We start from the raw sequence: 20,735 nt of genomic DNA, 5'->3' as shown, positions 1-20,735 counted from the left end.
CTCCTGAGGTTAGGTTGCCCTTACCTTACCCGACGTGGTCGCGCGCAGGAAGACCCAGGGCCGAGGATGCGGCGTCGTAGAGTGCCACGATCTCCCGGCGGATCTCGCCTCGGGCGGCGATCGTGCCGGCGGGCCACGGGATGACCACCTGCACCGTCTCGTCTTCGGGGGCCAGCCACGCTGTCCACGTGCCCCCGATCGTGTCGAGGTCGACCATGGTGGCCCGTTCGGCATCCGGCGCACCGAAGGCCCGCACGATCACGAGGTTGTCGTCGGGGTGGTCGTTGTTCATGTGGGAGAGGATGGCGGCCACGACAGCGGACTCGAATGCAGTCATGGGGGCAACCGTAGCGGAAGCGGCGCGGCGTGCAGGGGTTGGCAGGAAGTCGTCGGGCGCTGTCCCGAACCGGGACGCGCTGCGGCTGGCGCCTTCGTAGGATGAGCGCATGACGATCGTTCCCGACACGAAGAACTGGACCTGGGTGCTCGAGCGAGAGTGCCCCGAATGCGGTTTCGACTCGGGCGCGATCACGCTCGGCGACGTTCCTGGCCTGGTCAGGGAGAATGCGGCGGCCTGGCTGGCCGTGCTCGCCCGGCCGGGAGTCGGCGACAGGCCGGACGCGTCGACCTGGTCCGACCTCGAGTACGCGGCTCACGTGCGCGACGTGTTCCGGATCTTCCGGGGGCGACTCGAGCTGATGCTGGCGGAAGACGATCCGGCCTTCCCGAACTGGGACCAGGACGCGACGGCACTCGAGAATCACTACAGCGAGCAGGACCCGGCGACTGTCTCAGGTGAACTGACCGAGGCTGCCGAGAAAGTCGCCCTGGCGTTCGAAGCCGTACCCGCAGGCGCAGGGCAGCGCACCGGTCGCCGCGGCGACGGCTCGTCCTTCACGGTCGAGAGCCTGGCCTGCTACTTCATCCATGACCCGGTGCACCACCTCCACGATGTGAGGGGCTGACGGGCTCAGTCGACCAGCTGCTCCTGCAGGAAGTTCGTCGACCGGGCGAACGCCAACGCCGCAGCATTCTTGTCGAGGCGCTCGATCAGGGTCGCGTTCGCGAAGATGTCGTTCGTGCCGACATAGGTGTGTCGGGTGACCGGGGTTCCCATCTCCTTCAGCCGGCTGACGAACTGGTCGGCTTCGATGCCGGTTCCCCACGTGCCGAGGTCTGAGTAGTTCAGCAGCACAGGGCAGGGCAGGATGCCCGATTCGCTCTCAGCCAGGCCTCCGGCGTACGAGACGACGGCATCCGCTGAGCCTGCCTGCCCGGCCTGGAGCCCCAGCCAGCCGCCGACCTCGAACCCGAGGATCCCGACTTTCGCCGCCGCCGACGTGGAGGTGGCCGCCGAGCCACCCCGCCCGAGCTCGATGGCATCGTCGAGGGTCGCCAGCGCGAAACCCAGATCCATGCCATCGTGGAGTTCGTCTGCGCTCGGTCCGTCGATCGTGGCGAGTCCGTTGAAGAGGTCGGGGACGACAACGAAGAAGCCACGGTTCGCCAGTGCTGTGGCGTAGGACTCGAGGTAGGGCAACCGACCGAACCGGTCATGGACGATCACCACGCAGGGACTTCCCGGTGTGCCGAAGGTGAGGGGCCAGCCGGGGGAGGGGATGTCGATGAACGCGCTCACGACTCATCCGGCGGGGCGACCTCTGCGGGGCGGGACTCGGCGACGGCGGTGAGGGCGGCGGCCATGCCGCGACGCATGTACTGCATCCAGAGCGGACCGATGACGCGTTTCACGAGAAACCGTCGGCCGGGCAGCGGGCGGTAGCCGTATGTCCACATGATGTGGGTGCGGCCGGTCGAGCCGGGTGCGTAGGTCCAGCGGGCGATGCCCTCGGAGACGATGCGGCTGAGGATGCCGGTGAACAGCGTGACGTCGTAGTCGAAGTGGCCCGCGGCATCCGGATCGGTCGTTCCCGGGCGCTCGTAGCGCACGATCTCCTCGCGGAACGAGCCGCCGTCGGAGAGCTTCACGGTTCTGGATGCCCCGGGGTGATCGTAGTCGCCGCCTTCGAAGTCGACCGTGTCGACCACGGCAGGGAGCACCTTGAGGTAGCCCTTGAAGAGGGTGCTGTCGTCACGCGGAACGACGATGTCGAACGCAATGTCGGGTGGCGAGAAGCTCACTCCGACCACAGTGAACATGACCAGTTGCTCGCGCTCCATGAGACTCCCACCAGGCGTTGTCGGTTGGTCAACTCTACTTCTCCCGACGTCGAACGGACTGTCGTCTAAACTGAAGCCGTGGCCCCGAGTGGCCGGCAGGCTCACCTGCCTTCGGGGCAGGGCGGTGAGGGTTCGTTGGTCTCGTCGGATTCGCTGCGCCCGGGGGAGCGCGCAGGGGAGCGACCCAGGGAGCGCCTTCGTGTCTTCGGGTCGTATGCCGACATTCTGGGCGTGCCCGGGTCGTGGCAGTTCACGCTGGCGGGCTGGCTGGGCCGGTTCGCCCGTTCGACGAGCGGAATCGCGACCATCCTGCTCATCTCCGCGCAGACCGGCAGTTTCACTCTGGCAGGTGCCGTTGCCGGAACCATCGTTCTCGGCATTGCGGTGGGTGGCCCGCTATGGTCGCGGGCGGCGGATGCGCGGGGCCAGGCCTTGGTGCTGCCGGTCAGCCTCGCCGCCACCGTGGTCGCGGCGGCGGCTCTCGCCCTCACGATCGTCGTCGGGGCACCGGTGTGGAGCTGGTTCGTCTGCGCGTTCGCGCTCGGGGCAGGCTCCCTCGACATGGGTTCTCTCGTTCGGGCGCGCTGGAGACGAGTGCTGAAGTCGAACGAGAGCCGGCACACCTCGCTTGCACTCGAGGCGGTCAACGATGAACTGGTGTTCGTGGTCGGCCCACCCGCTGTGACGCTGATCGCCGCGACAGCGGGACCGCTTGCGGGATTCACGGCGGGGGTGCTCGTGACGCTGGTCGGAGGAGTCGCCCTCTGGATGCAGCGCAGCACCATGCCGCGGGTGGTGCCGGTCCCGCCGTCTGCGATCGCTCTGCCCCTTGAGATCGTCCCGCCGCCTGCGATCGCTCTGCCTCTGCGTCAGCGCTTCCGCCTGCCCGCCGGTGTGGTCGGACTGCTGCCGGTCTACCTCGGTGTCGGGGTGGTCTTCGCGTCGGTCGATGTGGGGGCGATCAGCATCTCCCGCCAGGCGGAGGAGCCGTGGCTCGCGGGTGTCATCCTGGCTGTCTTCGCGACCGGAAGTGTCGTGGCGGGATTCGCCTTCGGGCCGCTGAGCGCCCGCTGGGCACCGGCCAGCCGGGTGCTCGTGGCGTCGCTCGCCTATGCGGTGGTGGTGCCGTGCCTGCTGGTGCTCCAGACGCCGGTCGCGCTCGCGAGCCTGATCTTCATCGCGGGGCTGGTCACGACTCCGGTGCTGATCTCGGGCACCTCGCTCATCGCCGGGCTGGTCGAGGATTCCCGGCTCACCGAGGCGCTCACCTGGCCATCCATCGGGCTCTCGGTCGGCGTCACGCTCGGCGGTGCTGTGGTCGGAGCCGCGATCGACCACGGCACGGCCTACAGCGCATTCGAGGTCGCAGCGTGGGCGGCACTCGTAGTCGGCGCGTTCGGTGTCGTGTGCGCCCTCAGCGAGCGGCGTCGGCCGGCGACCGCCGCCCGCTGAGCCACCACCGGCCGCTCTTCCACCGCGTTGATCTCCTAGGTGGCTGTCTGGGATGCCGCGAGAACGAGCACGCTGCCGAGTGCGACAAGGGCCATCAGGATCATCAGTGCCGCAAGGATCCCGAGCCGGACTCTTCCGCGGCGGGTGAGCAGCTGTGTGATGACCATCGAGACGTAGAGCAGCACGACCACCACGAGCGCGACCGCCGCGAGACCCTGCGGAGCGAACGACATCAACGCGAACAGCATCACGGCTGCGATCAGGGCGAAGAGGCCGCCGACGACCAGCCAGATGCGCCCCGTCGACGTGGTCAGCGAGGGTTGGCTCCTGACTCTGGTCGGGTCGAGGTCGGATGGTCGGTCGGAACCGGGGTTCGTCATTCCTCCGGTCTATCCCACCGGCGGTCCGGACGATAGCCCTTCTCACTGACTCGACGCCCGCTGGTTGTGCCTGTGAGCAAAATAATAGAACATACATTCGAATGTCTGTAGGCTGGCAGGATGAGCATTGCATTCCAGTCCTCCCTCTTCGACGACATCGACGCCGAGCCCGAACTCGAGACGCTCGGTGGTTCCGTGCGCCGTATTGTGCTGGACGAGGGCGCCTGGCTCGACATCCGGCCCGGGTGGGTGACGAACTCCGACGCGCTCTTCGAACGCCTGGCGCAGCACGTTCCGTGGCAGGCAGACAAGCGGGAGATGTACGACAGGGTGGTCGAGGTGCCGCGGCTCGTCTCGTGGTTCGGCCCGGAGGCGACTTTTCCCGACCCGGTGCTCGAGCGCGCCCAGAACGACCTCAACGATCACTACCGCCGCCCGGCAGACCAGGTCTTCGAGACCGCGGGCCTGTGCTTCTACCGCACCGGAGACGACAGTGTGGCGTGGCACGGCGACCGCGTCGGCCGGGCGATCAACCGGGACACCATGGTGGCGATCGTCTCGGTCGGAGCGGCCCGCACGCTGTCGCTGCGGCCGAAGGGCGGAGGAGAGGTGCAGCGGTTCCCCGTCGGTCATGGGGACCTGCTCGTGATGGGCGGCAGCTGCCAGCGAACGTACGAGCACGCGATCCTCAAATCGAAGCAGGCTGTCGGCCCGCGCATCAGCATTCAGTTCCGCCCGCACTGGAAGCGCCTGTCGGCGTGAGGGCGTAGTCCGCGGGGTCGAGGATCGTCACACCGCGGGTGTGGCTGAGCAGCTGCGCGCGGAGGCGCACCCCGCGACGGGAACAGTTCTCTGCGATGGCGCGGGCCCACGCCTGGTCGAGCTCAGTCAGCTTGCCTTTGCCGGGGCGCTCCCACACCAGCACGATCTGCACTGCTGCCACCTGGTGGAGCACGCCGGCGAGATGGCCGACGAGCACGTCGGTCTGTGCGCGATCCGGTACCCGGGGTAGATCGTCGAGCGGGATCACCACCGGCAGCTGGTCGTCGTCGTGATCGAGGAACATCATCCACAGCTGTCGGTGGCCGGCGGTGCCGATCAGGGCGAGCACGCGGTCTTCGATCTGGGCATCGGTGGTGAGCGGGGTTCGGTGGGCCGTGGCGGCCAGAAGAGTGTTCATACCGAGAAGAATGGCCCGGTCATCCACTGTCCGGGCGGCTGACCGCGGGATCTGTGGAGAACGGGGCCAGGAAGCGTTCTGGGGAGGAGCGGTTGGGAACGAGTGTGACACCGCCGGCCTTCAGGCGTAGCCGAGTTCTACTCGGAGCACGGCAGCACGACTTCGGCGCGCATGCCGCCGCCATTCCGTGGCTCGAGGCTCAGTGTGCCGCCCAGAGCATCGGCCGCCGATGCTGCGATGGCCAGGCCGAGGCCTGACCCGGGTGTGACGCCGAGCGAGCCTCCGATCTGGTTCGAGAGCCGTGTCGACGTGCCGCGGTGGAACGGCTTTACCAGGTCGGTGACAGGTTCGGCGAGCATTTCGCCTGTGTTCGAAATGACGAGCACCGCTTTATCCGCACGCTGTTCGCACTCGATGGTGATCGACCCCGCGTACTGGTTGTAGCGGATCGCGTTCGACAACAGATTGGTGAACAGCAGTGCGAAGAGCGACGTGTCGATCATCGCTCTGACCGAGGGTGGGCAGGCGTTCAGCACCACGATGTCGCGCTGAAGGGCCTGTTCGGCGTACGCGTCGATCTCGCCGCAGAGCAGAGGAAGGAGCCGCTGGGAGCTCTTCGAGGGGCGTTCGGCATTCTGCACCCCAGCAAGCGTCAGGAGCGACGAGATCAGGGACTCGCTCCGCTCGTTCGCCCGGAGTGCCCGCTCGATGCCAGTGCGTACATCTCCGGCGATGTGTGGTCGTCGAAGCGCCACCTCCAGACTGGTTCGAATCACAGCGAGCGGTGTTCTCAGTTCGTGGGATGCGTTCGCGATGAACACACCCTGCGACTCGAACGCGACCTGCAGCCGGGCGAGCATGTCGTCGAAGGTGTCGCCGAGAAGACGGATCTCGTCGCGCGGGCCAGTCAGTGCGAGCCGATCGGTCAAGTCGTGTTCGGAGATGTTCTGGGCGAGAGCGGTCACGTCCCGAATGCGGCGAAGCGGTCGACCTGCCAGCCACCAGGCGACGGCGGAGCCGAGAGCCGAGAAGGCGACGAGCGCGAGCGCCGACCAGAGAACCAGTCCGTTCAGCACTTCGTCCCGGGTGGCCGCCTGCGCATCGGCGACGATCGAGACGGTCGATCCCGCGTTCGAGTCGAGGAAGGCCCCGTCGCCGCTCTGGACGATCCATGAGGTCGCGGACGGGTCGGACACCGCTGACGGATCGTTCATCTCAGCCGGCGTGATGACGAACGCGTTGGCGAGGGAGCGGTCGAACAGGGCCGAGACGACACCGTATTCGATGATCAGCAGTGCAGCGGCCGCGACGACGAAGACGGCAAAGAACACCAGCGTGAGGCGAAGCCGGAAACCGGGTCGCGCGGCGAATCTCCCGCGGCTCACGGTTGTCCCAGCCGATAGCCGAGACCGTGTTGAGTCTCGAGGGGGTCGGGTTGCCCGAGTTTTCTCCGAAGGGAGTGGATGACCGCCTTGACCGCACCCCTCGACGGTTCGGAGTCCGCGGGCCACACCCGATCGGCGAACTCGGAGAAGGGCACCACCCGGCCAGCCGACGCCAGGAGGACGCGCAGACAGTCGAACTCCTTGGGAGCGAGGTCGACCGGTCTGCCTGACCGGGTCACCCGACGGGCCGCAGAGTCGAGGGAGAGGTCCCGCCAGGTCACGTCGAGTGCTGTGCCCGCTTGCCGCCGTTCGATGGCACGGAGCCGTGCAAGCAGGTCGTCGAAGCCGAATGGCTTGGTGATGTAGTCGTCGGCACCGAGGTCGAGTCCCTCGACACTTGCGCCCGGTAGTGACGCGGCGGTCAGCATGATGATGCGAGCCGGATACCGCAGGGCTGTCAGCGCGCGGCAGACGCTGTCGCCGCTCAGCAGCGGCAGATCGCGGTCGAGGAGTATCACGTCGAAGGAGAACACTTCAGTGAACGTCAGAGCGGAGGCTCCGTCATAGGCGACCTCGACCACGTGCCGCTCGGCGCGAAGACCTTCGGCGAGGGAATCGGCGAGGTCGGTCTCGTCTTCGGCTATCAGCACACGGAGCACGCCAGCCATCCATTCGTGAGAAGAACATGAGAAAGTATCGTCTAATTTACCACTGGTCGGGTGGTTAGAACGGTTGCGTACCCACAGAAAAGGAACTCCCTCATGAAACACCTCCGCCACGTGCCTCTTCTCCTGCTTCCGTTCGCTCTTGTCGCGGCATTCTCCCTGGCGGGATGCAGCTCGTCGGGTGAAGCAGCTGCATCCGCGCCAGCCAACTCGCCCGAGGTGGCCCGCGCGTACGCCGACTGTCTCACCGGTGAAGGTGTCGACGGCGTGTTCGTCAACGACACGAATTTCGTCGGAGTGAGCGTGGAGGCCAAGCCGGGCGGGATCAGCGAGGCGGGGGAGGATGATTCGAACGTCTTCGTGGATGCCTCCGCCGACGGCCCCTTCGGCGAGGCCGAGAAAGCGTGCTCCGCGCGAGTACCGGAGTATCACGCCGAAGTCTTCGACGAAGACCCCGCGCTAGCGGCCCAGATGATCGACCAGAGCCGCGCGTTCGCTGCCTGCGCGCGGCAGAACGGTCTCTCCGACTTCCCCGACCCCGACATCGCTGCCGAGGACACCCTGCTGGTGCCCGAGGGTACGACCAAGTCAGCGTTCTTCGCTGTGGTCACGGCGTGTGCCTCCGTGTTCGGGCAGGGCGCCCCGGTTACCGACCCGAGCGTCGACGCCAATGCCCAGGGAGGTCAGGGACAGACCTTCAGTATTGCGATGCCCACGTTCGGCGGAGCCTACGACAAAGCCTGGGCCCCGGAGGTCACTTCACTCCTGTTCGCCGCTCTTGAGCCGACCGAGGGCGCCGGGCAGTGAGTACTCCTTCGGTTGTGCGCCTGGCGGGTGTCGCCGCTCTCGGCCTCCTCCTCGGCGGAGGGCTCGTCGCCGCGCTCTGGCAGCCGTGGGCCGGTGCTGGGGGCAGCCCCGGATCTCCGCGTCAGACGGCAGTCGCCGAGCGCACCACACTCTCCGCCCATCTCGTTCTGAGTGCATCGCTCGAGTATTCCGCACCGACCGCACTGGTAGGGGTCGGTGGAACCCTCACCCGGCTTCCGCAGCCGGGTGAGGTCGTGGGCGCCGGGCAGGCGCTCTACGAGGTCGACGGGCACGCGGTCGTCGCTTTCCGGGGAGCGCGGCCACTCTGGCGATCTGTCGAGAGCGGGATGAGCGACGGGCCCGATGTGCAGCAGGTGGAGCAGAATCTGGCTGACCTCGGCTTCGGCGACGGACTCACGGTCGACAACACGTTCACGGCGGCGACCGAACGGGCGATCCGCGCATGGCAGAAGGCGGCCGGCAGAGAGAGAACCGGCGTCATCGAACAGGCAGACGTGGTGATGGTCTCGGCGCCCGCCGTCAGGATCAGTGGGATCAGCGCCCTCGTCGGTGCCAGTGCCACAGGCCCCGTCCTGTCGTACACAGAGCCGGGCATCCACGGCCGCATGAAGGTGACCGCAGCGCAACTGACGCAACTGGCCCCCGGGATGGCCGTCACAGTCAGGCTGCCGAGCGGCAGTGAGACGCCCGCGACGATTGCTGCGATCGACCCGGGAGGGGCGGCCACGAGCGATCCGGCGAAGACGACGACGCCGTCTGCTCGCGTCGAGTTCCCCGACCAGTCGCTCCTCGAGGGCCTGGGGCTTCCTGCGCTGCGGGTGACCGTGGGAACAGGTGGGGCCGAGAACGCACTTGTGGTTCCGGTGACGGCGTTGGTCGCGCTTGCCGGTGGCGGATACGCTGTCGAGATCGTGGATGCGGCCGACCCTCCGGCCACGCCCCCGCCCACCCCGCATGACACTTCGTCGGGCAGCTCTTCGGCAGGCGCTTCCGTGCCTGCCGGTTCCCGCTCGCACACTGTGCCCGTCGAGATCGGTCTCATCGCTGACTCGCGCGTGCAGATCACGGCAGGCGAGCTCGATGAAGGCGACAGGGTGGTGGTTCCCGGATGACGGGCGAATCCCTCGAGGCGGAGACGGTCCTCGAACTCGCCGGGGTCAGCCGGAGCTTCGGCGGTGCGGTTCCCGTTCGGGCGGTCGACGATGTGAGCCTCACGGTTAGGGCCGGCGAGATCGTCGCGCTGGTCGGCTCGTCGGGCTCAGGGAAGAGCACCCTTCTGGCGCTCATGGGCGCACTCGACGTCGCAGACCTCGGTGCGGTGCGAATTGCGGGACATGACGTCTCGGGCATGACGGACGCGCACCGCTCGGCAGTACGGGCACGATTCGTCGGTTTCGTCTTCCAGCAGTTCTTTCTGCTGCCCACTCTCAGTGCTGTCGAGAATGTCGCGCTCGGGCTCCTCTACACCGGCACCGATGCCCGTACCCGGCGCTCACGGGCTGCTCTCGCCCTGGAGCGGGTGGGACTCGGCGCCCGCCTCGCACACCGCCCGTCGCAGTTGTCCGGCGGAGAGCAGCAGAGGGTCGCCGTCGCGCGCGCGCTCGTCGGGGAACCCTCGCTCGTGCTGGCCGACGAACCGACGGGGGCGCTCGACTCCGTCTCTGGCGCCGGAGTCATGCGTCTGCTCCAGTCGGTCGCCGGCCGAGGCACGGCCGTCGTCGTGGTCACGCACGACCGTGAGATCGCAGGGGCACTGGATCGTCGCATCGTGCTGAGCGACGGGCGGATTCTGAGCGACGAGACGCGACGGGTTGCTGCGGCGCACGCCGCGGGCGTCGGTTCTCCGTCCGAAACAGAAGGGCACGTCTGATGGGAGAGCTGCGCGCTTCAACGGGAGGGTGCGTCGCTCCCTCCCGTCTCAGGCACATCGACGCCTGGCGCACCGCCCTCAGTGGTATCCGATCACGATCCACGCGGTCGGTGCTCTCGTCCCTCGGCATCGCCGTCAGCATCGCCGCATTGACCGCCATACTGGGGCTCTCCGCGTCGAACCAGGCAGATGTCCTTGCCGACCTCGATGCACAGGGCGCAAACCTCGTGGTCGTCACGCCGGTTGTCGGTGTCGACGGCGACGCCGCCGAGTTGCCCTCCAGCGCACCCGCTATGGTCGCTCGAATGCCGGCGGTTGAATCTGTGGCGGTTCTCCGATCCGTTCCCCGCGAAATGCATGCGTACCGGAACGATCTCGTGCCGGCGGGGGAGTCGAATGGGCTGACGGTCGCAGCCGTCGACCCCGGGTACTTCGCTGCCGTCGGTGCCGAGTTCGGCGCAGGGGAATCGTTCGGCGAGGCCGGGCGCGCTCTCCCCGAGGTGGTCCTGGGGCACGAAGCGGCCCGTCTTCTCGGTGTCGATCTTCTCGGTGTCGACCCTCTCGGTGTGGACCCTCTCGGTGTCGACCACGCTGCCCAACGCATCTGGGTGGGCTCGGAGTGGTACGCGGTCTCAGGCATCCTCGACCCGCGGCCGCGGGTGGCCGGGCTCGATACCTCCGTGCTGCTCGGTGATGCCTGGGCCGAGCAACGGCTCTGGTCCGACCACGACGCATCGCACATCATCTCGCTCACGATGAGGGTGAGAGCGGAGAGCCTCGACACGGTTCGTCGGATGCTCGCACCGACCGTCGACCCGTCGAACCCTCGCACTGTGAGTGTGTCGAACCCGTCAGCACTGGTCGCGACGAGGGCCATTGTCGACGACAGCATGTCGGTGCTCGTCGCGGGTCTGGCAGCCGTCGCGCTCCTGGTCGGCGCCATCGGAATCGCCAACACCATGGTGGTCGCGGTGCTCGAACGTCGCGGGGAGATCGGCCTGCGACGAGCACTCGGGGCCCGCGCGAATCACATCGCCCGGCAGTTCCTCCTCGAGTGCATCGTGCTGTCCGGGGTGGGAGGAATCGTCGGCTGGGCCGCTGGGGCAGTCGTCGTGGGAGTCGCGACGACAGTGAACGGCCAGGTGTTCGTGCTTCCGCTCGCGTCGGCGGCCCTGTTCCCGGGCGTCGCCGTGATCGTCGGGGTGTTGGCCGGCCTGCAGCCCGCCACGCGCGCAGCGCGCGTGCCACCCACGACCGCGCTGAAGGCGGGGTGAAGTCGCACGCGGGCCGCAGCGAGGCGTGGGCGCAGGGGGGCGCGGGTTACGCCGCAGCCTTCTCGGAGACAGCGGCCACGACGCCACGCACGACGGCTTCGAGCTGGCCGACGACCTCTGCGTCGTCCTTCGGGTGGATCTCAGCGAAACGCACGACCGAGCCGGGGATGGCCAGCTTGATGTCCTCGAGCACCGAGGCACCGGCGAGGGTCAGAGACTTGCGCGTCTCGTCCTGGGCCCAGACGCCGCCGAACTGGCCGTAGGCGCTGCCGATGGTGGCGACCGGCTTGCCCGAGATGGGGCTCGCGCCGAAGGGGCGCGAGGCCCAGTCGATGGCGTTCTTCAGCACGGCGGGGATGGTTCCGTTGTGCTCGGGGGTGATGACGAGCACGGCATCGGCTGCGGCGACAGCATCGCGGAAAGTGGTGGCCGCGGCGGGAACGGTGCCCTCGACGTCGATGTCCTCGTTGTAGAACGGGATGTCGGCGAGGCCTTCGAAGATGGTCAGTTCGACGCCTTCAGGGGCGACGCCGATGGCGGCTTCTGCGAGCTGGCGGTTGGTGGAGCCGGCGCGGAGGCTTCCGACGAGAACGAGGATCGAGGTGTCTGACATTGTTTCTCCTGAGAAAAGACGGCTGGGGGTGTCAGTGGATGCAACCGGACTATGGTCCGGTTATTCCCGGTTCGGTGGATTTTCTTCGCGGGGCCCCGGCGGCCGAGGTGCTACGGTCGGGGGATGGATGCCCGGCCGCTGCCGCCACGGCCTCTGCTCGTGGGGGAGCCAGCCGTTCCGCCGCGTGCCGACGCCGAACGCAACCGCGCCCTCGTCATCGCCGCGGCCCGCCGCATCCTCGCCGAGCGGGGGGTCGACGGCCTGACCATGGACCTGGTCGCGTCGGAGGCCGGCGTGGGCAAGGGAACCGTCTTCCGGCGCTTCGGATCGCGCACCGGGCTCATGCTCGCGCTGGTGAACGACATCGAGACCGACTTTCAGCGACGGTTCATGAGCGGCGAACCACCGCTCGGGCCGGGAGCGTCCGCGACTGATCGCCTCGTGGCCTTCGGTCGCGAACGGATCGCGATGCTCGAGGTTCAGGGCGACCTGCTGCGGGCGGCTGAGGATCGCCCCGACGACCGATATGCGTCGGCTCCGCGTTCTGCGAGTGCCCTGCACATCCACATGCTGTTGAACCGGGCGGGTTACGACGGCGATTCGGCCGTGATGGCGTTCAACCTGCTCGCGAGCCTCGACGCAACGCTGGTGCTCTACGAGAACCGCAGCCAGAACGTCACGATGGAGCGGGTGGCCGACGGCTGGGAGGATCTTGTGCGACGGGTCACGGCCCCCCGGGCATCCTGAGACGGCTTGTTAGGCTTGCCTTACTTCGAAGGAGCAAGCCGATGACATCACCGAACCCGAACACATCACCGAACCAGAACACGCCCCCGAACACATCCGCGACCCCGACCCAGCGCGCCGCCCGCCCGGCCCGCCCGCAGATCACTCTCGCCGTCGTGCGCCGTGAGCAGCTCACCCCCCACCTCGTTCGCATCGTGCTGGGCGGCGACGAGTTCGACGCATTCCAGACGAATGACTCCACCGACAAATATGTCAAGATCGCCTTCACCGCACCGGGGGAGCTGCCCGTCACGCGCACCTACACCGTGCGGGAGGTCGACCCGGTCGCCCGCACGCTCACCATCGACTTCGTGGTGCACGGCGACGACGGCCTCGCCGGACCGTGGGCAGCCGCAGCGGAGCCCGGCGACCCGCTGGCCTTCGCCGGCCCGGGTGGCGGTTATGCGCCCGATCCCGCTGCGGACTGGCACCTCTTCGCCGGCGACCAGTCCGCCCTGCCCGCCATCGCGTCGGCGCTGGCGGCTCTGCCCCGAACCGCTCGCGGCCTCGCGTTCGTGGAGGTGACGGATGCCGCCGACGAGCTGGTTCTGGATGCCCCGGCCGACGTGGCGGTGACCTGGATCCACAGCGCCCCCGGTGTGACGCTCGCTGCGGCAGTCGACGGTGCCGAATGGCTCGCGGGCCGGCCGCAGGTGTTCGCGCACGGCGAGCGGGAGTCGATGAAGGAGCTCCGCGACGTGTTCAAGCGCCGCGGCGTGCTGCGCTCTGAGCTGTCGCTCTCGGGCTACTGGGCCGCCGGCCGCACCGAGGATCGGTTCCAGGCCGAGAAGCGTGAACCGGTCGGGGTCATCGAGCCCGTCTCCGACTGAGCGCACCATTCCATATCGAAAAGCGTGCATTTCATATTGATATTCGATATGTTATCTCCTGTAGTTCACAGCGACAGGAGACCGGATGCCCACGCCCACCCCCATCCAGACGCCCGACTTCGGCATCTGGGACGACTATTTCGAAGCCAACACCGCGCGGCATGCGCGACTGGATGCGCTGATTCCCTGGCAGACGGTGTGCCTGCTCCCGCCCGCCGACGTGGTGGCGATCGCGCGCTCGCTGCAGCGTTTCGAGCTCGGCGAGAGCGGTGAGGGCAAGGGGTTGCTCGGCAAGGCAGCTCGCCGCCACGACCCCGCGTACGAATCGGCTCTGATCCGTTTCATCGGCGAGGAGCAGAAGCATTCCGCGCTGTTCGCCGCCGCTCTGGAACGGTTCGGCGAGAGCCGGTTGACCTCGCACTGGTCGGATGCCTCGTTCGTCGTGCTGCGGCGGATGCTCGGCCTCCGCACGGAGGTGACACTGTTCCTCATCGCCGAGACGACGGCGATGGAGTACTTCGGCGCGCTCAGCCGATCGAGCGATCCGGTCATCCACGGCGTCGCTCGCCGGGTGCTGACCGATGAAGTGGAGCATGTGAAGTTCCAGATCGACCAGTTGCGGGCCGGTTTCGCGCGCACTCCCCGGGCGGTACGGATGCTCGCGGCCGGCGCCGCATGGATCGTCGCCGTCGGGGCGGCCACGGTGCTCGCTGTCGACCACGGTGCCGCGATGCGCGCCCTGGGTCTCTCGCCAGCCGTGTTCTGGCGACGGGCGCTCGGCCAGTTCGGGCGAGCCGTTCCCGCGGCCTTCCGTCTTGAGGCCCAGCCGCCGGCGTTCGGCCCCGGGGTGGAGTCCCGCGAGTACTTCGCGGGTTACGCGCGGCGGGTGTAGTAGCCGGCCTCGAGGTCGGCCACCAGGCCGGGGTGGGTGGGCGTCCAGCCGAACCGCTCTTGGGTGAGCATGCTCGAGGCGGACATGTCGAGTGCGAAGAACATGCCGATCCAGCCGAAATGGCTGGCTGCGGCATCCGGAGCCACCGACTCGGCCGGCACACCGAGCTGGCGTCCGATGGTCTCGGCGATCTCGCGGGCGCTGATGCCCTCCTCGCCCACCGCGTGCACGATCGCACCGGCTTCGGCCTGCTCGAGCGCGAGGCGGACGAGCTTGGCGGCGTCGCTGCGATTGACGGCGGCCCAGCGGTTCGACCCGTCGCCGACGTAGCCCGAGACGCCGCGGTCGCGCGCGACGCCGGCGATCGTGGACAGGAAGCCGTGGTCGCCGTCGCCGTGCACGGTGGGGGCGAAGCGCAGCGAGACGGGGCGCACACCGCGCGAGGCGTACTCGAAGGCGAAGTTCTCGCCTCCGCCGCGGGGCGCATCGGGGCCGACCGCGGGCGACGGGTCGTTCTCGGTGACGGCGCGGCCCGGGGTGAGCCCGGCCACTCCAGCGGCGAACAGCAGGGGTCGGTCGGAGCCCGCGAGGGTGTCGCCGAGCGCTGTGACGGCGGCCCGCTCGGTGCGCCCGGCGCCCGCCATGTCGCTGAAGTCGTGCTTGAAGCCGAGGTGGATGACGCCATCGGAGTCGGCTGCGCCGGCCTTCAGGCTGTCGAGGTCGTCGAGGCTTCCGGCGATCGGTGCGACGCCAGCCGCGGTGAGAGCGTCGGCGGACGCCTGGCTGCGGGCGAGCCCGGTCACGGTGTGGCCGGCATCCAGAAGCTCGGGGACGACGGCCGAGCCGATCCAGCCGGAAGCGCCGGTGACGAATATGCGCATGATGTTCTCCATTCCTCCGGCTCGTCGGCCGGGCATCCATGTCAGTTGCTGACATCAGAACCGTAACACATGATGTCAGTCACCGACATCATGTGTTCGCCCGATTGCTAGACTGGGCAGATGGGACGATGGAAACCGGGCGCCGAGGGCCGCCTGATGCTGAGTGCCATGGAGCTGTATGTCGAGCGGGGCTTCGAGCAGACGACCGCGGCGGAGATCGCCGAGCGGGCCGGGGTGACCGAGCGCACGTTCTTCCGCTACTTCGCCGACAAGCGCGAGGTGCTCTTCGGGGGTGCGAGTGAGCTGCAGCGGATCGTGCTCGAAGCGATCGAGGCCGCGCCGACCGATGAGTCTCCGGTCGATGCGGTGTTCGCGGGGATGTTCGCGGGGGCGGAGCGCATCGGCGGCAACCGCGAATGGTCGTGCCAGCGAGCAGCCTTGCTTGCGGCGAACCCCAGCCTGATGGAGCGGGAGCTTCTCAAACTCTCCGCGCTGGGGGAGGCGGCCGCCGGTGCGCTCCGCCTGCGCGGTGTCGCGGCCCTTCCGGCCCGGCTCGCTGCCCACACCGGGGTCAGCGTGTTCTCGATCGGGTTCGACACCTGGGTGGGCGACGATCCGCCCGGTGACTTCGCCGAATGCATCCGCGTGGCGCTCGCGGAACTGCGGGAGCTGACCGCGGCACCCTGACGGATTCTGCGATGCGCGCAAGCCCTGTCGAAGCCCGGGGCGCGCGGGTGAGACTGCTTGTCTCGCATAAGCGCACTCGGAAGGATCCCCCCATGGAGCTCACTCGACGCCAAATCCTGATCGGTGCGGGGGCCGCATCCCTCCCGCTCCTCCTCGCGGGCTGCGGGTTCGCGCCCCCCGCGACCACGTCGGGCGGCGGGGCAACAGGCACGGGCGGCTCGGGCGCCACGGGCACTCTCACGTTCACGACCTGGGGCACCGACGCCGAACTGGCCGGCTTCCGGGCGGCCATCGACCGGTTCCAGCAGGCGAACGCCGGGGCGACGGTCTCGCTGAACTCCGTTCCCTACGGCCAGATGTTCACCAACATCGATGCCCAGTTGCAGGCGGGTAACCCGCCGGACATCTTCCGCGTTCCGTACTACACGTTCGGCAGCTACGCCGGGCGCGACCAGCTCCTCGACCTGAGCACGTACCTGCCCGCAGGCTTCAGTGACGCGTTCACGCCTGCGGCCTGGGCTGCCGTGCAGAGCAGGAAGACCCCCTTCGGTGTTCCCCACCACACCGACACCTCGGTCATCCTGTACAACAAGGCCGCCCTCGAGACGGCCGGCATCACCTCGATTCCGACCACTCTCGACGACGCGTGGAGCTGGGATGAATTCGGCTCCGTGCTGCAGAAGCTCCGTGGATCGCTGCCGGCTGACAAGTATCCGTACGCCGCGAACTGGCAGGGCAACGGTGTCACACGCTGGCTCAGCTGGCTGTTCGAATCCGACGGTGCGTTCCTGAACGACGACCTCACAACCCCGGCGATCGACTCGGATGCCGGCCGCCAGGCGGTCGACTACACGAAGAACTTCTTCAGCTCGAATTTCGTGCCGCAGAACAACTCGGTCAAGTCGACGACTCTCGCCAGCGACATCTGGTACGCCCAGACCTCGGCGATGGTGTCTGCAGGAGCCTTCCTGGTTCCGGATGCCACGTCGACGCTCGACTTCGAATGGGGAGCCACATTCTCCCCCCGCAACGTGCGCTCGGCGGGAGACTTCGGCGGCAACGCCCTGGTCGCCACCAAGGCGACCGCGAACCCGGAGCTCGCCAGCGCGTTCCTGCAGTTCGTCACCCAGGAGGAGGAGATGCGGCAGTTCTGTGCGGGAGCCTCGCTGCTGCCGACCCGCGCCGATCTCACGGCGAGCGGGATCGACTTCGCGGTGCGCCCCGAACTCTCGCCGGTGTTCGTCGGCCAGGCGTCGAGCGTGCAGGCCAAGGACTCCGGGCAGGTCACGTCACCGTCGATGTCGAAGATCATCACGGTGCTGCAGGACCAGCTCGAGCAGGCCTTCGTGGGCGGCCAGAGCACGTCCGACACGCTCGCCGCGATGACATCGGGGATCTCCGCCGCGACGGCCGGGTCATGACCGCTGCCGTCGGCCTCGGTGCGGGTGCTGCCGCCGCCCGTTCTGCCGCGCCGGGTACCTCCTCCGAAGCGGGCGCCCGCACGGCGAGCCCCCGGCGACGCGGACGCAGTCGTGCCCGCGAGACCCTCGCCGGCTACGCCTTCCTCACCCCGAACCTCCTGCTGCTCGGCCTTTTCGTCATCGTGCCGCTGGTCTCGGCCGTCGTCATCAGCTTCCAGCGCACCGACGGATTCGGCACCGGAACGTTCACCGGCATCGACAACTACGCCCGGCTGGCGACAGACCCCGTGTTCTGGCGTTCGACCATCAACACCGCTCTCTTCACGGCGATCGTCACGCCGCTGTCGATGCTGCTCGGCCTCGGGGCGGCCGTGCTGATGAACTCGGTGCTGCCCGCGCGGGGGCTCTTCCGCAGCATCCTGATCCTGCCGATGGCGATCTCCGGAGTCGCGACGGCCCTCATCGGCGTGCTGGTCTTCGACCAGAACAACGGGGTGCTCGACAAGCTGCTCAAGTTCGTGGGTCTGCCCGCGGTCGAATGGCAGTCGGGCGGTGCCGCCGCATTCGCCTCCGTGGTCATCGTGACACTGTGGTGGCGGGTCGGCTTCAACATGCTGATCTATCTGGCGGGACTGCAGGGGATCAGCCCCGAGCTCTATGAAGCAGCCCGGCTCGACGGGGCCGGCGGCTGGCAGCGTTTTCGGTTCGTGACCGTTCCCCTGGTCGGTCCGTCGTCGTTCTTCCTGCTGATCATGAATGTCATCTACTCGTTCCAGGTGTTCGACATCGTGTTCGTGCTCACCGGCGGCGGGCCCCAGAACGCGACATCCGTTCTCGTGACCTACGCCTACAACAACGGCTTCGTCACCCGGGACCAGGGCTACGCCGCCGCCATCGGGGTCGTGCTGCTGGTCATCACGCTCGTCTTCACCGCCGTGCAGTGGCGGGTCAGCCGAACCCGCGACCTGGTCGACTAGGAGAACCACTGTGACCGACACATACCGCTGGCGCATGGTGCGCGTCGCCCTTGCCGTCATCATCTCGATCATCGTGATCTTCCCGCTGTACTGGATGATCGTGGTGGCCTTCTCGAGCCGCGCCGACCTTCTCGGCGGCGAGCTCCGCCTCTGGCCCGAGAACCTCACGCTCGCGAACTTCGAGCGGGTGTTCGCGGCGTTCCCCGTCGTGACCTGGTTCGGCAACTCGACCGCGATCGCCGTCAGCGTGGCGATCATCACGGTGACCGTCAACCTGCTGGGCGGCTACGCTCTCGCGCACCTGCGCTTCCGGGGGTCGACCGTGCTGTTCCTGATCGCGCTGGCGACCCTGATGATCCCGGTGCAGGTCATCATGGTCCCGCTCTTCGGGCTGGTCACCGGGCTCGGGCTCTACGGCAGCTACTGGGCCGTCATCCTGCCGACCGCCGCCTCGGCGTTCGGGCTCTTCCTGGCCCGACAGTTCATCCTCGCCATCCCCCGCGACCTGATCGAGGCGGCACGGATGGACGGGGCCGGCAACTGGCGAGTGTTCACCCGGATCATCCTGCCGCTCTCGAAACCCCTGATCGCCGTGCTGTTCTTCATGAGCCTGCTGCAGACCTGGAACGACTTCGCCTGGCCGCTCATCGCCCTGAAGCAGAACGCGCTGTTCACGCTGCCGATCGGGTTGCTGTACCTGCAGGGCCAGTTCGGCGCGGACTACGGCGGAACCATGGCCTTCGCGCTCATCAACGTGCTGCCGATGGTGTTGCTGTTCCTGGTGTTCCAGCGGTACTTCGTGCAGGGCTTCGCGCGGAGCGGGATCCGCTGAGCCCGTGTTCGGCGCTCAGAGCGCCTTGCGCATCTCCATCTCGCGTTGGTGCGGGTTCAGGATGTACGGAAAGAGCACTCCCGTGGCGATATATCCACGGCGCTCATAGGCTGCGATGGCCCGTGCGTTCTCCGTGTGCACGTGCAGGTAGAGGGCATCGGACTCGCCGCGCGCCCACTCCTCGACGCCCCGGAGGAGCAGATCGGTGACACCGGAGGCGTGCCCGCGATGGTCGGGCGTCACGTAGACGCCCACCAGCATCGGACCCACCGGATCGCGGTACCCACCCATCGTGCCGACCCATCGCCCGCCTGCGCTCTCGTCGATCGCGACCAGTGCCGTACCGCGCGGGTTCTCACCCCGCCGGGCCCGCTCGCGCCACGCCGACTCCCCGAGAGACTCGGCGGCCGCGAGCGTCTCGCCGAAAGCGATGGGCGTGTCCGCGAGCATCTCGAGCCGCAGCGTGCGCACCGCGGCCCAGTCGCTCTCTGCGGTGCGGCGCACGGTGATCGACGGGGTGTTCACACCCACAGCCTAAACTCGCGCGGCCTCGCGTGCGGGCAGTGGGATGGTCGGTTGCGGCGTGCGGGTCGGCTGTTCGGAGCGGCCGGCAGACAAGGGCGCCTCGACGATGAGCGAAAATGGATCCTGTGACCCTGACGATCCTGCCCACCGACTGGAACCACCCCGACGGTGAGACCCTCCGCCGCGCCCAACGGGACGAACTCGACACCCGGTACGGTGCTGACACGGAACCGGGCGTGAAGCCCTCGGCCGACGACATCGCAGTGTTCCTGGTGGCCCGAGGCGAGAACGGTTCGGCCGTGGGCTGTGGTGCGCTCCGGATGCTCGGACCGTCCGAAGCCGAAGTGAAGCGGATGTTCGTGGTGAAGGCCGCGCGGGGAAGTGGTGTCTCCACGGCGATCCTCCGGGCCCTCGAAGCGGAGGCCGCCGCGCGCGGAGTCTCGACGCTCAAACTCGAGACGGGCCCCGCTCAACCCGACGCTGTGCGCTTCTACACGCGGGAGGGGTACACACGCATCCCCCTGTTCGGCCACTACGTGCACTCAGAGGGTTCGCTCTGCTTTGCCCGCGACCTCCGCGCCGCCGCGGGCTCGGTCGCCACTCCCGTCTGACTCGCCGCGCCCCCGCGCGGCTGTCCCAATGGCCGGTGCTTCAAGCCCGGCCGTGCGCCGCCTGTGCGGTGGTCTGGGCTTCGCTTGCGCTGCCCTCGCGGTGCCCACGAGGTGCTGGAGCTGGCCGCATCGATCCGCTCCCGACGCCGAGTCTTTGACGTTGCCAGCTGCCCCGGCTGCCCCAGCTGCCCCGGGGGCCACGGGTGGGGCCTCGGGCGAAGGGTGTCGGGTGATCTGGCCGAGTTCCCGGTTAGGGAGGGGGCGGTCAGGAGGGTGGCGCCGGCGTTGCCTTGCATCAGAAGGGTGGTGGTGTGGTGGGCTCGTTGTCGAATCTGACGGTGGGTGGTGCGATGGGGGTGGGGTGGGTGGTGTATTCGTGTCCGGCGGGTGAGGTCCAGGTGATGGTGCCGTGGGGGGTTTGTTGGAGGGTCCATTCGGTGTGGTGTTTGACTTTGTGGTGGCTGG

At 68.1% G+C, this 20,735-nt stretch carries 25 protein-coding genes; 15 read left to right on the top strand and 10 right to left on the bottom strand.

All coding sequences use genetic code 11. The features are described 5' to 3' along the window. Positions 1-25: 25 nt before the first annotated feature. Positions 26-337, bottom strand: a complete 312-nt coding sequence (locus B7R21_RS00125) for a DUF2470 domain-containing protein (protein ID WP_116281228.1) — start codon at positions 335-337, stop codon at positions 26-28. Between the two features lie 109 nt (positions 338-446). Between B7R21_RS00125 and B7R21_RS00120 the strand changes: the two genes are divergently transcribed. Further along, positions 447-965 carry a DinB family protein gene (locus B7R21_RS00120; RefSeq protein WP_116281227.1) on the top strand — a complete coding sequence of 173 codons (519 nt, stop codon included), beginning with the start codon at positions 447-449 and terminating at the stop codon, positions 963-965. Positions 966-970: 5 nt separating this feature from the next. Here B7R21_RS00120 and B7R21_RS00115 read toward each other — a convergent pair whose 3' ends face one another. Together B7R21_RS00115 and B7R21_RS00110 are read right to left on the bottom strand one after the other, a co-directional pair. Then, positions 971-1,639 carry a dienelactone hydrolase family protein gene (locus B7R21_RS00115; RefSeq protein ID WP_116281226.1) on the bottom strand — a complete coding sequence of 223 codons (669 nt, stop codon included), beginning with the start codon at positions 1,637-1,639 and terminating at the stop codon, positions 971-973. Then, complete coding sequence (locus B7R21_RS00110) at positions 1,636-2,160, bottom strand: SRPBCC family protein (protein WP_172591989.1); 525 nt, start codon at positions 2,158-2,160, stop codon at positions 1,636-1,638. The genes B7R21_RS00115 and B7R21_RS00110 overlap by 4 nt, the downstream gene beginning before the upstream one ends. A gap of 99 nt (positions 2,161-2,259) precedes the next feature. Here B7R21_RS00110 and B7R21_RS00105 point away from each other — a divergent pair, with 99 nt between their 5' ends. Then, entirely contained in the window at positions 2,260-3,633 is a 1,374-nt protein-coding gene (locus B7R21_RS00105; RefSeq protein ID WP_147305760.1) for an MFS transporter, read from the top strand. 35 nt (positions 3,634-3,668) lie between these two features. Here the strand turns inward: B7R21_RS00105 and B7R21_RS00100 are convergent, their stop codons facing one another. Next, positions 3,669-4,013 carry a hypothetical protein gene (locus tag B7R21_RS00100; protein WP_116281223.1) on the bottom strand — a complete coding sequence of 115 codons (345 nt, stop codon included), beginning with the start codon at positions 4,011-4,013 and terminating at the stop codon, positions 3,669-3,671. A gap of 120 nt (positions 4,014-4,133) precedes the next feature. Between B7R21_RS00100 and B7R21_RS00095 the strand changes: the two genes are divergently transcribed. Then, on the top strand, positions 4,134-4,775 hold the full coding sequence (locus B7R21_RS00095) for an alpha-ketoglutarate-dependent dioxygenase AlkB (RefSeq protein ID WP_116281222.1): 642 nt from the start codon (positions 4,134-4,136) through the stop codon (positions 4,773-4,775). Here B7R21_RS00095 and B7R21_RS00090 read toward each other — a convergent pair. The 3 genes from B7R21_RS00090 to B7R21_RS00080 all read right to left on the bottom strand — a co-directional run bounded on the left by B7R21_RS00090 (position 4,732) and on the right by B7R21_RS00080 (position 7,246). Then, on the bottom strand, positions 4,732-5,193 hold the full coding sequence (locus tag B7R21_RS00090) for a hypothetical protein (RefSeq protein WP_116281221.1): 462 nt from the start codon (positions 5,191-5,193) through the stop codon (positions 4,732-4,734). The two genes, B7R21_RS00095 and B7R21_RS00090, sit on opposite strands and share 44 nt — an antisense overlap. A gap of 137 nt (positions 5,194-5,330) precedes the next feature. Further along, the gene (locus B7R21_RS00085; protein WP_116281220.1) at positions 5,331-6,578 is read right to left on the bottom strand and encodes a sensor histidine kinase; all 1,248 of its coding nucleotides are present in this window, start codon (positions 6,576-6,578) and stop codon (positions 5,331-5,333) included. Continuing rightward, entirely contained in the window at positions 6,575-7,246 is a 672-nt protein-coding gene (locus B7R21_RS00080; RefSeq protein ID WP_116281219.1) for a response regulator transcription factor, read from the bottom strand. The genes B7R21_RS00085 and B7R21_RS00080 overlap by 4 nt, the downstream gene beginning before the upstream one ends. Positions 7,247-7,339: 93 nt before the next feature. Here B7R21_RS00080 and B7R21_RS00075 point away from each other — a divergent pair, with 93 nt between their 5' ends. The 4 genes from B7R21_RS00075 to B7R21_RS00060 all read left to right on the top strand — a co-directional run bounded on the left by B7R21_RS00075 (position 7,340) and on the right by B7R21_RS00060 (position 11,215). Next, on the top strand, positions 7,340-8,050 hold the full coding sequence (locus B7R21_RS00075; protein ID WP_116281218.1) for a hypothetical protein: 711 nt from the start codon (positions 7,340-7,342) through the stop codon (positions 8,048-8,050). Beyond that, positions 8,047-9,183: a peptidoglycan-binding protein gene (locus B7R21_RS00070; protein WP_147305759.1), complete on the top strand. Its 1,137-nt coding sequence runs from the start codon at positions 8,047-8,049 to the stop codon at positions 9,181-9,183. The genes B7R21_RS00075 and B7R21_RS00070 overlap by 4 nt, the downstream gene beginning before the upstream one ends. After that, the gene (locus tag B7R21_RS00065; RefSeq protein ID WP_116281216.1) at positions 9,180-9,941 is read left to right on the top strand and encodes an ABC transporter ATP-binding protein; all 762 of its coding nucleotides are present in this window, start codon (positions 9,180-9,182) and stop codon (positions 9,939-9,941) included. Before B7R21_RS00070 ends, B7R21_RS00065 begins: the two co-directional genes overlap by 4 nt. Before the next feature lie 110 nt (positions 9,942-10,051). After that, positions 10,052-11,215, top strand: coding sequence for an ABC transporter permease (locus tag B7R21_RS00060; protein ID WP_172591988.1), 1,164 nt, complete (start codon positions 10,052-10,054; stop codon positions 11,213-11,215). A 46-nt stretch (positions 11,216-11,261) separates the two neighbouring features. On the opposite strand, the gene B7R21_RS00055 is transcribed toward B7R21_RS00060, so the two are convergent. Further along, positions 11,262-11,828, bottom strand: coding sequence for an NAD(P)H-dependent oxidoreductase (locus B7R21_RS00055; protein ID WP_116281214.1), 567 nt, complete (start codon positions 11,826-11,828; stop codon positions 11,262-11,264). Between the two features lie 123 nt (positions 11,829-11,951). Here B7R21_RS00055 and B7R21_RS00050 point away from each other — a divergent pair, with 123 nt between their 5' ends. The 3 genes from B7R21_RS00050 to B7R21_RS00040 all read left to right on the top strand — a co-directional run bounded on the left by B7R21_RS00050 (position 11,952) and on the right by B7R21_RS00040 (position 14,336). Next, positions 11,952-12,575 (top strand): TetR/AcrR family transcriptional regulator, encoded by a 624-nt coding sequence (locus B7R21_RS00050; RefSeq protein WP_116281213.1) that lies wholly within the window; start codon positions 11,952-11,954, stop codon positions 12,573-12,575. A 41-nt stretch (positions 12,576-12,616) separates the two neighbouring features. Further along, entirely contained in the window at positions 12,617-13,444 is an 828-nt protein-coding gene (locus B7R21_RS00045; protein ID WP_116281212.1) for a siderophore-interacting protein, read from the top strand. An 85-nt stretch (positions 13,445-13,529) separates the two neighbouring features. Beyond that, positions 13,530-14,336, top strand: coding sequence for a ferritin-like domain-containing protein (locus B7R21_RS00040; protein WP_116281211.1), 807 nt, complete (start codon positions 13,530-13,532; stop codon positions 14,334-14,336). Here B7R21_RS00040 and B7R21_RS00035 read toward each other — a convergent pair. Beyond that, positions 14,318-15,217 carry an SDR family oxidoreductase gene (locus tag B7R21_RS00035; RefSeq protein WP_116281395.1) on the bottom strand — a complete coding sequence of 300 codons (900 nt, stop codon included), beginning with the start codon at positions 15,215-15,217 and terminating at the stop codon, positions 14,318-14,320. The genes B7R21_RS00040 and B7R21_RS00035 overlap by 19 nt on opposite strands. Positions 15,218-15,337: 120 nt before the next feature. Between B7R21_RS00035 and B7R21_RS00030 the strand changes: the two genes are divergently transcribed. The 4 genes from B7R21_RS00030 to B7R21_RS00015 all read left to right on the top strand — a co-directional run bounded on the left by B7R21_RS00030 (position 15,338) and on the right by B7R21_RS00015 (position 19,134). Continuing rightward, the gene (locus B7R21_RS00030; RefSeq protein WP_116281210.1) at positions 15,338-15,904 is read left to right on the top strand and encodes a TetR/AcrR family transcriptional regulator; all 567 of its coding nucleotides are present in this window, start codon (positions 15,338-15,340) and stop codon (positions 15,902-15,904) included. 92 nt (positions 15,905-15,996) lie between these two features. Then, positions 15,997-17,325, top strand: coding sequence for an ABC transporter substrate-binding protein (locus B7R21_RS00025; RefSeq protein ID WP_116281209.1), 1,329 nt, complete (start codon positions 15,997-15,999; stop codon positions 17,323-17,325). After that, complete coding sequence (locus B7R21_RS00020) at positions 17,322-18,302, top strand: carbohydrate ABC transporter permease (RefSeq protein WP_116281208.1); 981 nt, start codon at positions 17,322-17,324, stop codon at positions 18,300-18,302. The genes B7R21_RS00025 and B7R21_RS00020 overlap by 4 nt, the downstream gene beginning before the upstream one ends. 10 nt (positions 18,303-18,312) lie before the next feature. Then, on the top strand, positions 18,313-19,134 hold the full coding sequence (locus tag B7R21_RS00015) for a carbohydrate ABC transporter permease (protein WP_253259550.1): 822 nt from the start codon (positions 18,313-18,315) through the stop codon (positions 19,132-19,134). A 15-nt stretch (positions 19,135-19,149) separates the two neighbouring features. Here the strand turns inward: B7R21_RS00015 and B7R21_RS00010 are convergent, their stop codons facing one another. Beyond that, the gene (locus tag B7R21_RS00010) at positions 19,150-19,659 is read right to left on the bottom strand and encodes a GNAT family N-acetyltransferase (RefSeq protein ID WP_253259549.1); all 510 of its coding nucleotides are present in this window, start codon (positions 19,657-19,659) and stop codon (positions 19,150-19,152) included. Positions 19,660-19,775: 116 nt separating this feature from the next. On the opposite strand from B7R21_RS00010, the gene B7R21_RS00005 reads away from it, so the two are divergent. Further along, a complete protein-coding gene (locus tag B7R21_RS00005) occupies positions 19,776-20,270 on the top strand; it encodes a GNAT family N-acetyltransferase (RefSeq protein ID WP_116281207.1) in 495 nt (164 codons plus the stop codon). The last annotated feature ends 465 nt before the right edge of the window (positions 20,271-20,735 follow it).

The sequence above is a fragment of the Subtercola boreus genome (genome assembly GCF_003399625.1).
In the GTDB taxonomy this organism is placed as follows: domain Bacteria; phylum Actinomycetota; class Actinomycetes; order Actinomycetales; family Microbacteriaceae; genus Subtercola; species Subtercola boreus_C.
This window is presented reverse-complemented; position numbering and strand designations above follow the sequence as displayed.

Coding starts and splice junctions, on each gene's coding strand:
- B7R21_RS00030 (WP_116281210.1), top strand. CDS start 15,338: ATGGGACGATGGAAACCGGGCGCCGAGGGCCGCCTGATGCTGAGTGCC.
- B7R21_RS00025 (WP_116281209.1), top strand. CDS start 15,997: ATGGAGCTCACTCGACGCCAAATCCTGATCGGTGCGGGGGCCGCATCC.
- B7R21_RS00065 (WP_116281216.1), top strand. CDS start 9,180: ATGACGGGCGAATCCCTCGAGGCGGAGACGGTCCTCGAACTCGCCGGG.
- B7R21_RS00040 (WP_116281211.1), top strand. CDS start 13,530: ATGCCCACGCCCACCCCCATCCAGACGCCCGACTTCGGCATCTGGGAC.
- B7R21_RS00075 (WP_116281218.1), top strand. CDS start 7,340: ATGAAACACCTCCGCCACGTGCCTCTTCTCCTGCTTCCGTTCGCTCTT.
- B7R21_RS00045 (WP_116281212.1), top strand. CDS start 12,617: ATGACATCACCGAACCCGAACACATCACCGAACCAGAACACGCCCCCG.
- B7R21_RS00090 (WP_116281221.1), bottom strand. CDS start 5,193: ATGAACACTCTTCTGGCCGCCACGGCCCACCGAACCCCGCTCACCACC.
- B7R21_RS00100 (WP_116281223.1), bottom strand. CDS start 4,013: ATGACGAACCCCGGTTCCGACCGACCATCCGACCTCGACCCGACCAGA.
- B7R21_RS00125 (WP_116281228.1), bottom strand. CDS start 337: ATGACTGCATTCGAGTCCGCTGTCGTGGCCGCCATCCTCTCCCACATG.
- B7R21_RS00005 (WP_116281207.1), top strand. CDS start 19,776: ATGGATCCTGTGACCCTGACGATCCTGCCCACCGACTGGAACCACCCC.
- B7R21_RS00080 (WP_116281219.1), bottom strand. CDS start 7,246: ATGGCTGGCGTGCTCCGTGTGCTGATAGCCGAAGACGAGACCGACCTC.
- B7R21_RS00055 (WP_116281214.1), bottom strand. CDS start 11,828: ATGTCAGACACCTCGATCCTCGTTCTCGTCGGAAGCCTCCGCGCCGGC.
- B7R21_RS00050 (WP_116281213.1), top strand. CDS start 11,952: ATGGATGCCCGGCCGCTGCCGCCACGGCCTCTGCTCGTGGGGGAGCCA.
- B7R21_RS00095 (WP_116281222.1), top strand. CDS start 4,134: ATGAGCATTGCATTCCAGTCCTCCCTCTTCGACGACATCGACGCCGAG.
- B7R21_RS00120 (WP_116281227.1), top strand. CDS start 447: ATGACGATCGTTCCCGACACGAAGAACTGGACCTGGGTGCTCGAGCGA.
- B7R21_RS00020 (WP_116281208.1), top strand. CDS start 17,322: ATGACCGCTGCCGTCGGCCTCGGTGCGGGTGCTGCCGCCGCCCGTTCT.
- B7R21_RS00035 (WP_116281395.1), bottom strand. CDS start 15,217: ATGCGCATATTCGTCACCGGCGCTTCCGGCTGGATCGGCTCGGCCGTC.
- B7R21_RS00110 (WP_172591989.1), bottom strand. CDS start 2,160: ATGTTCACTGTGGTCGGAGTGAGCTTCTCGCCACCCGACATTGCGTTC.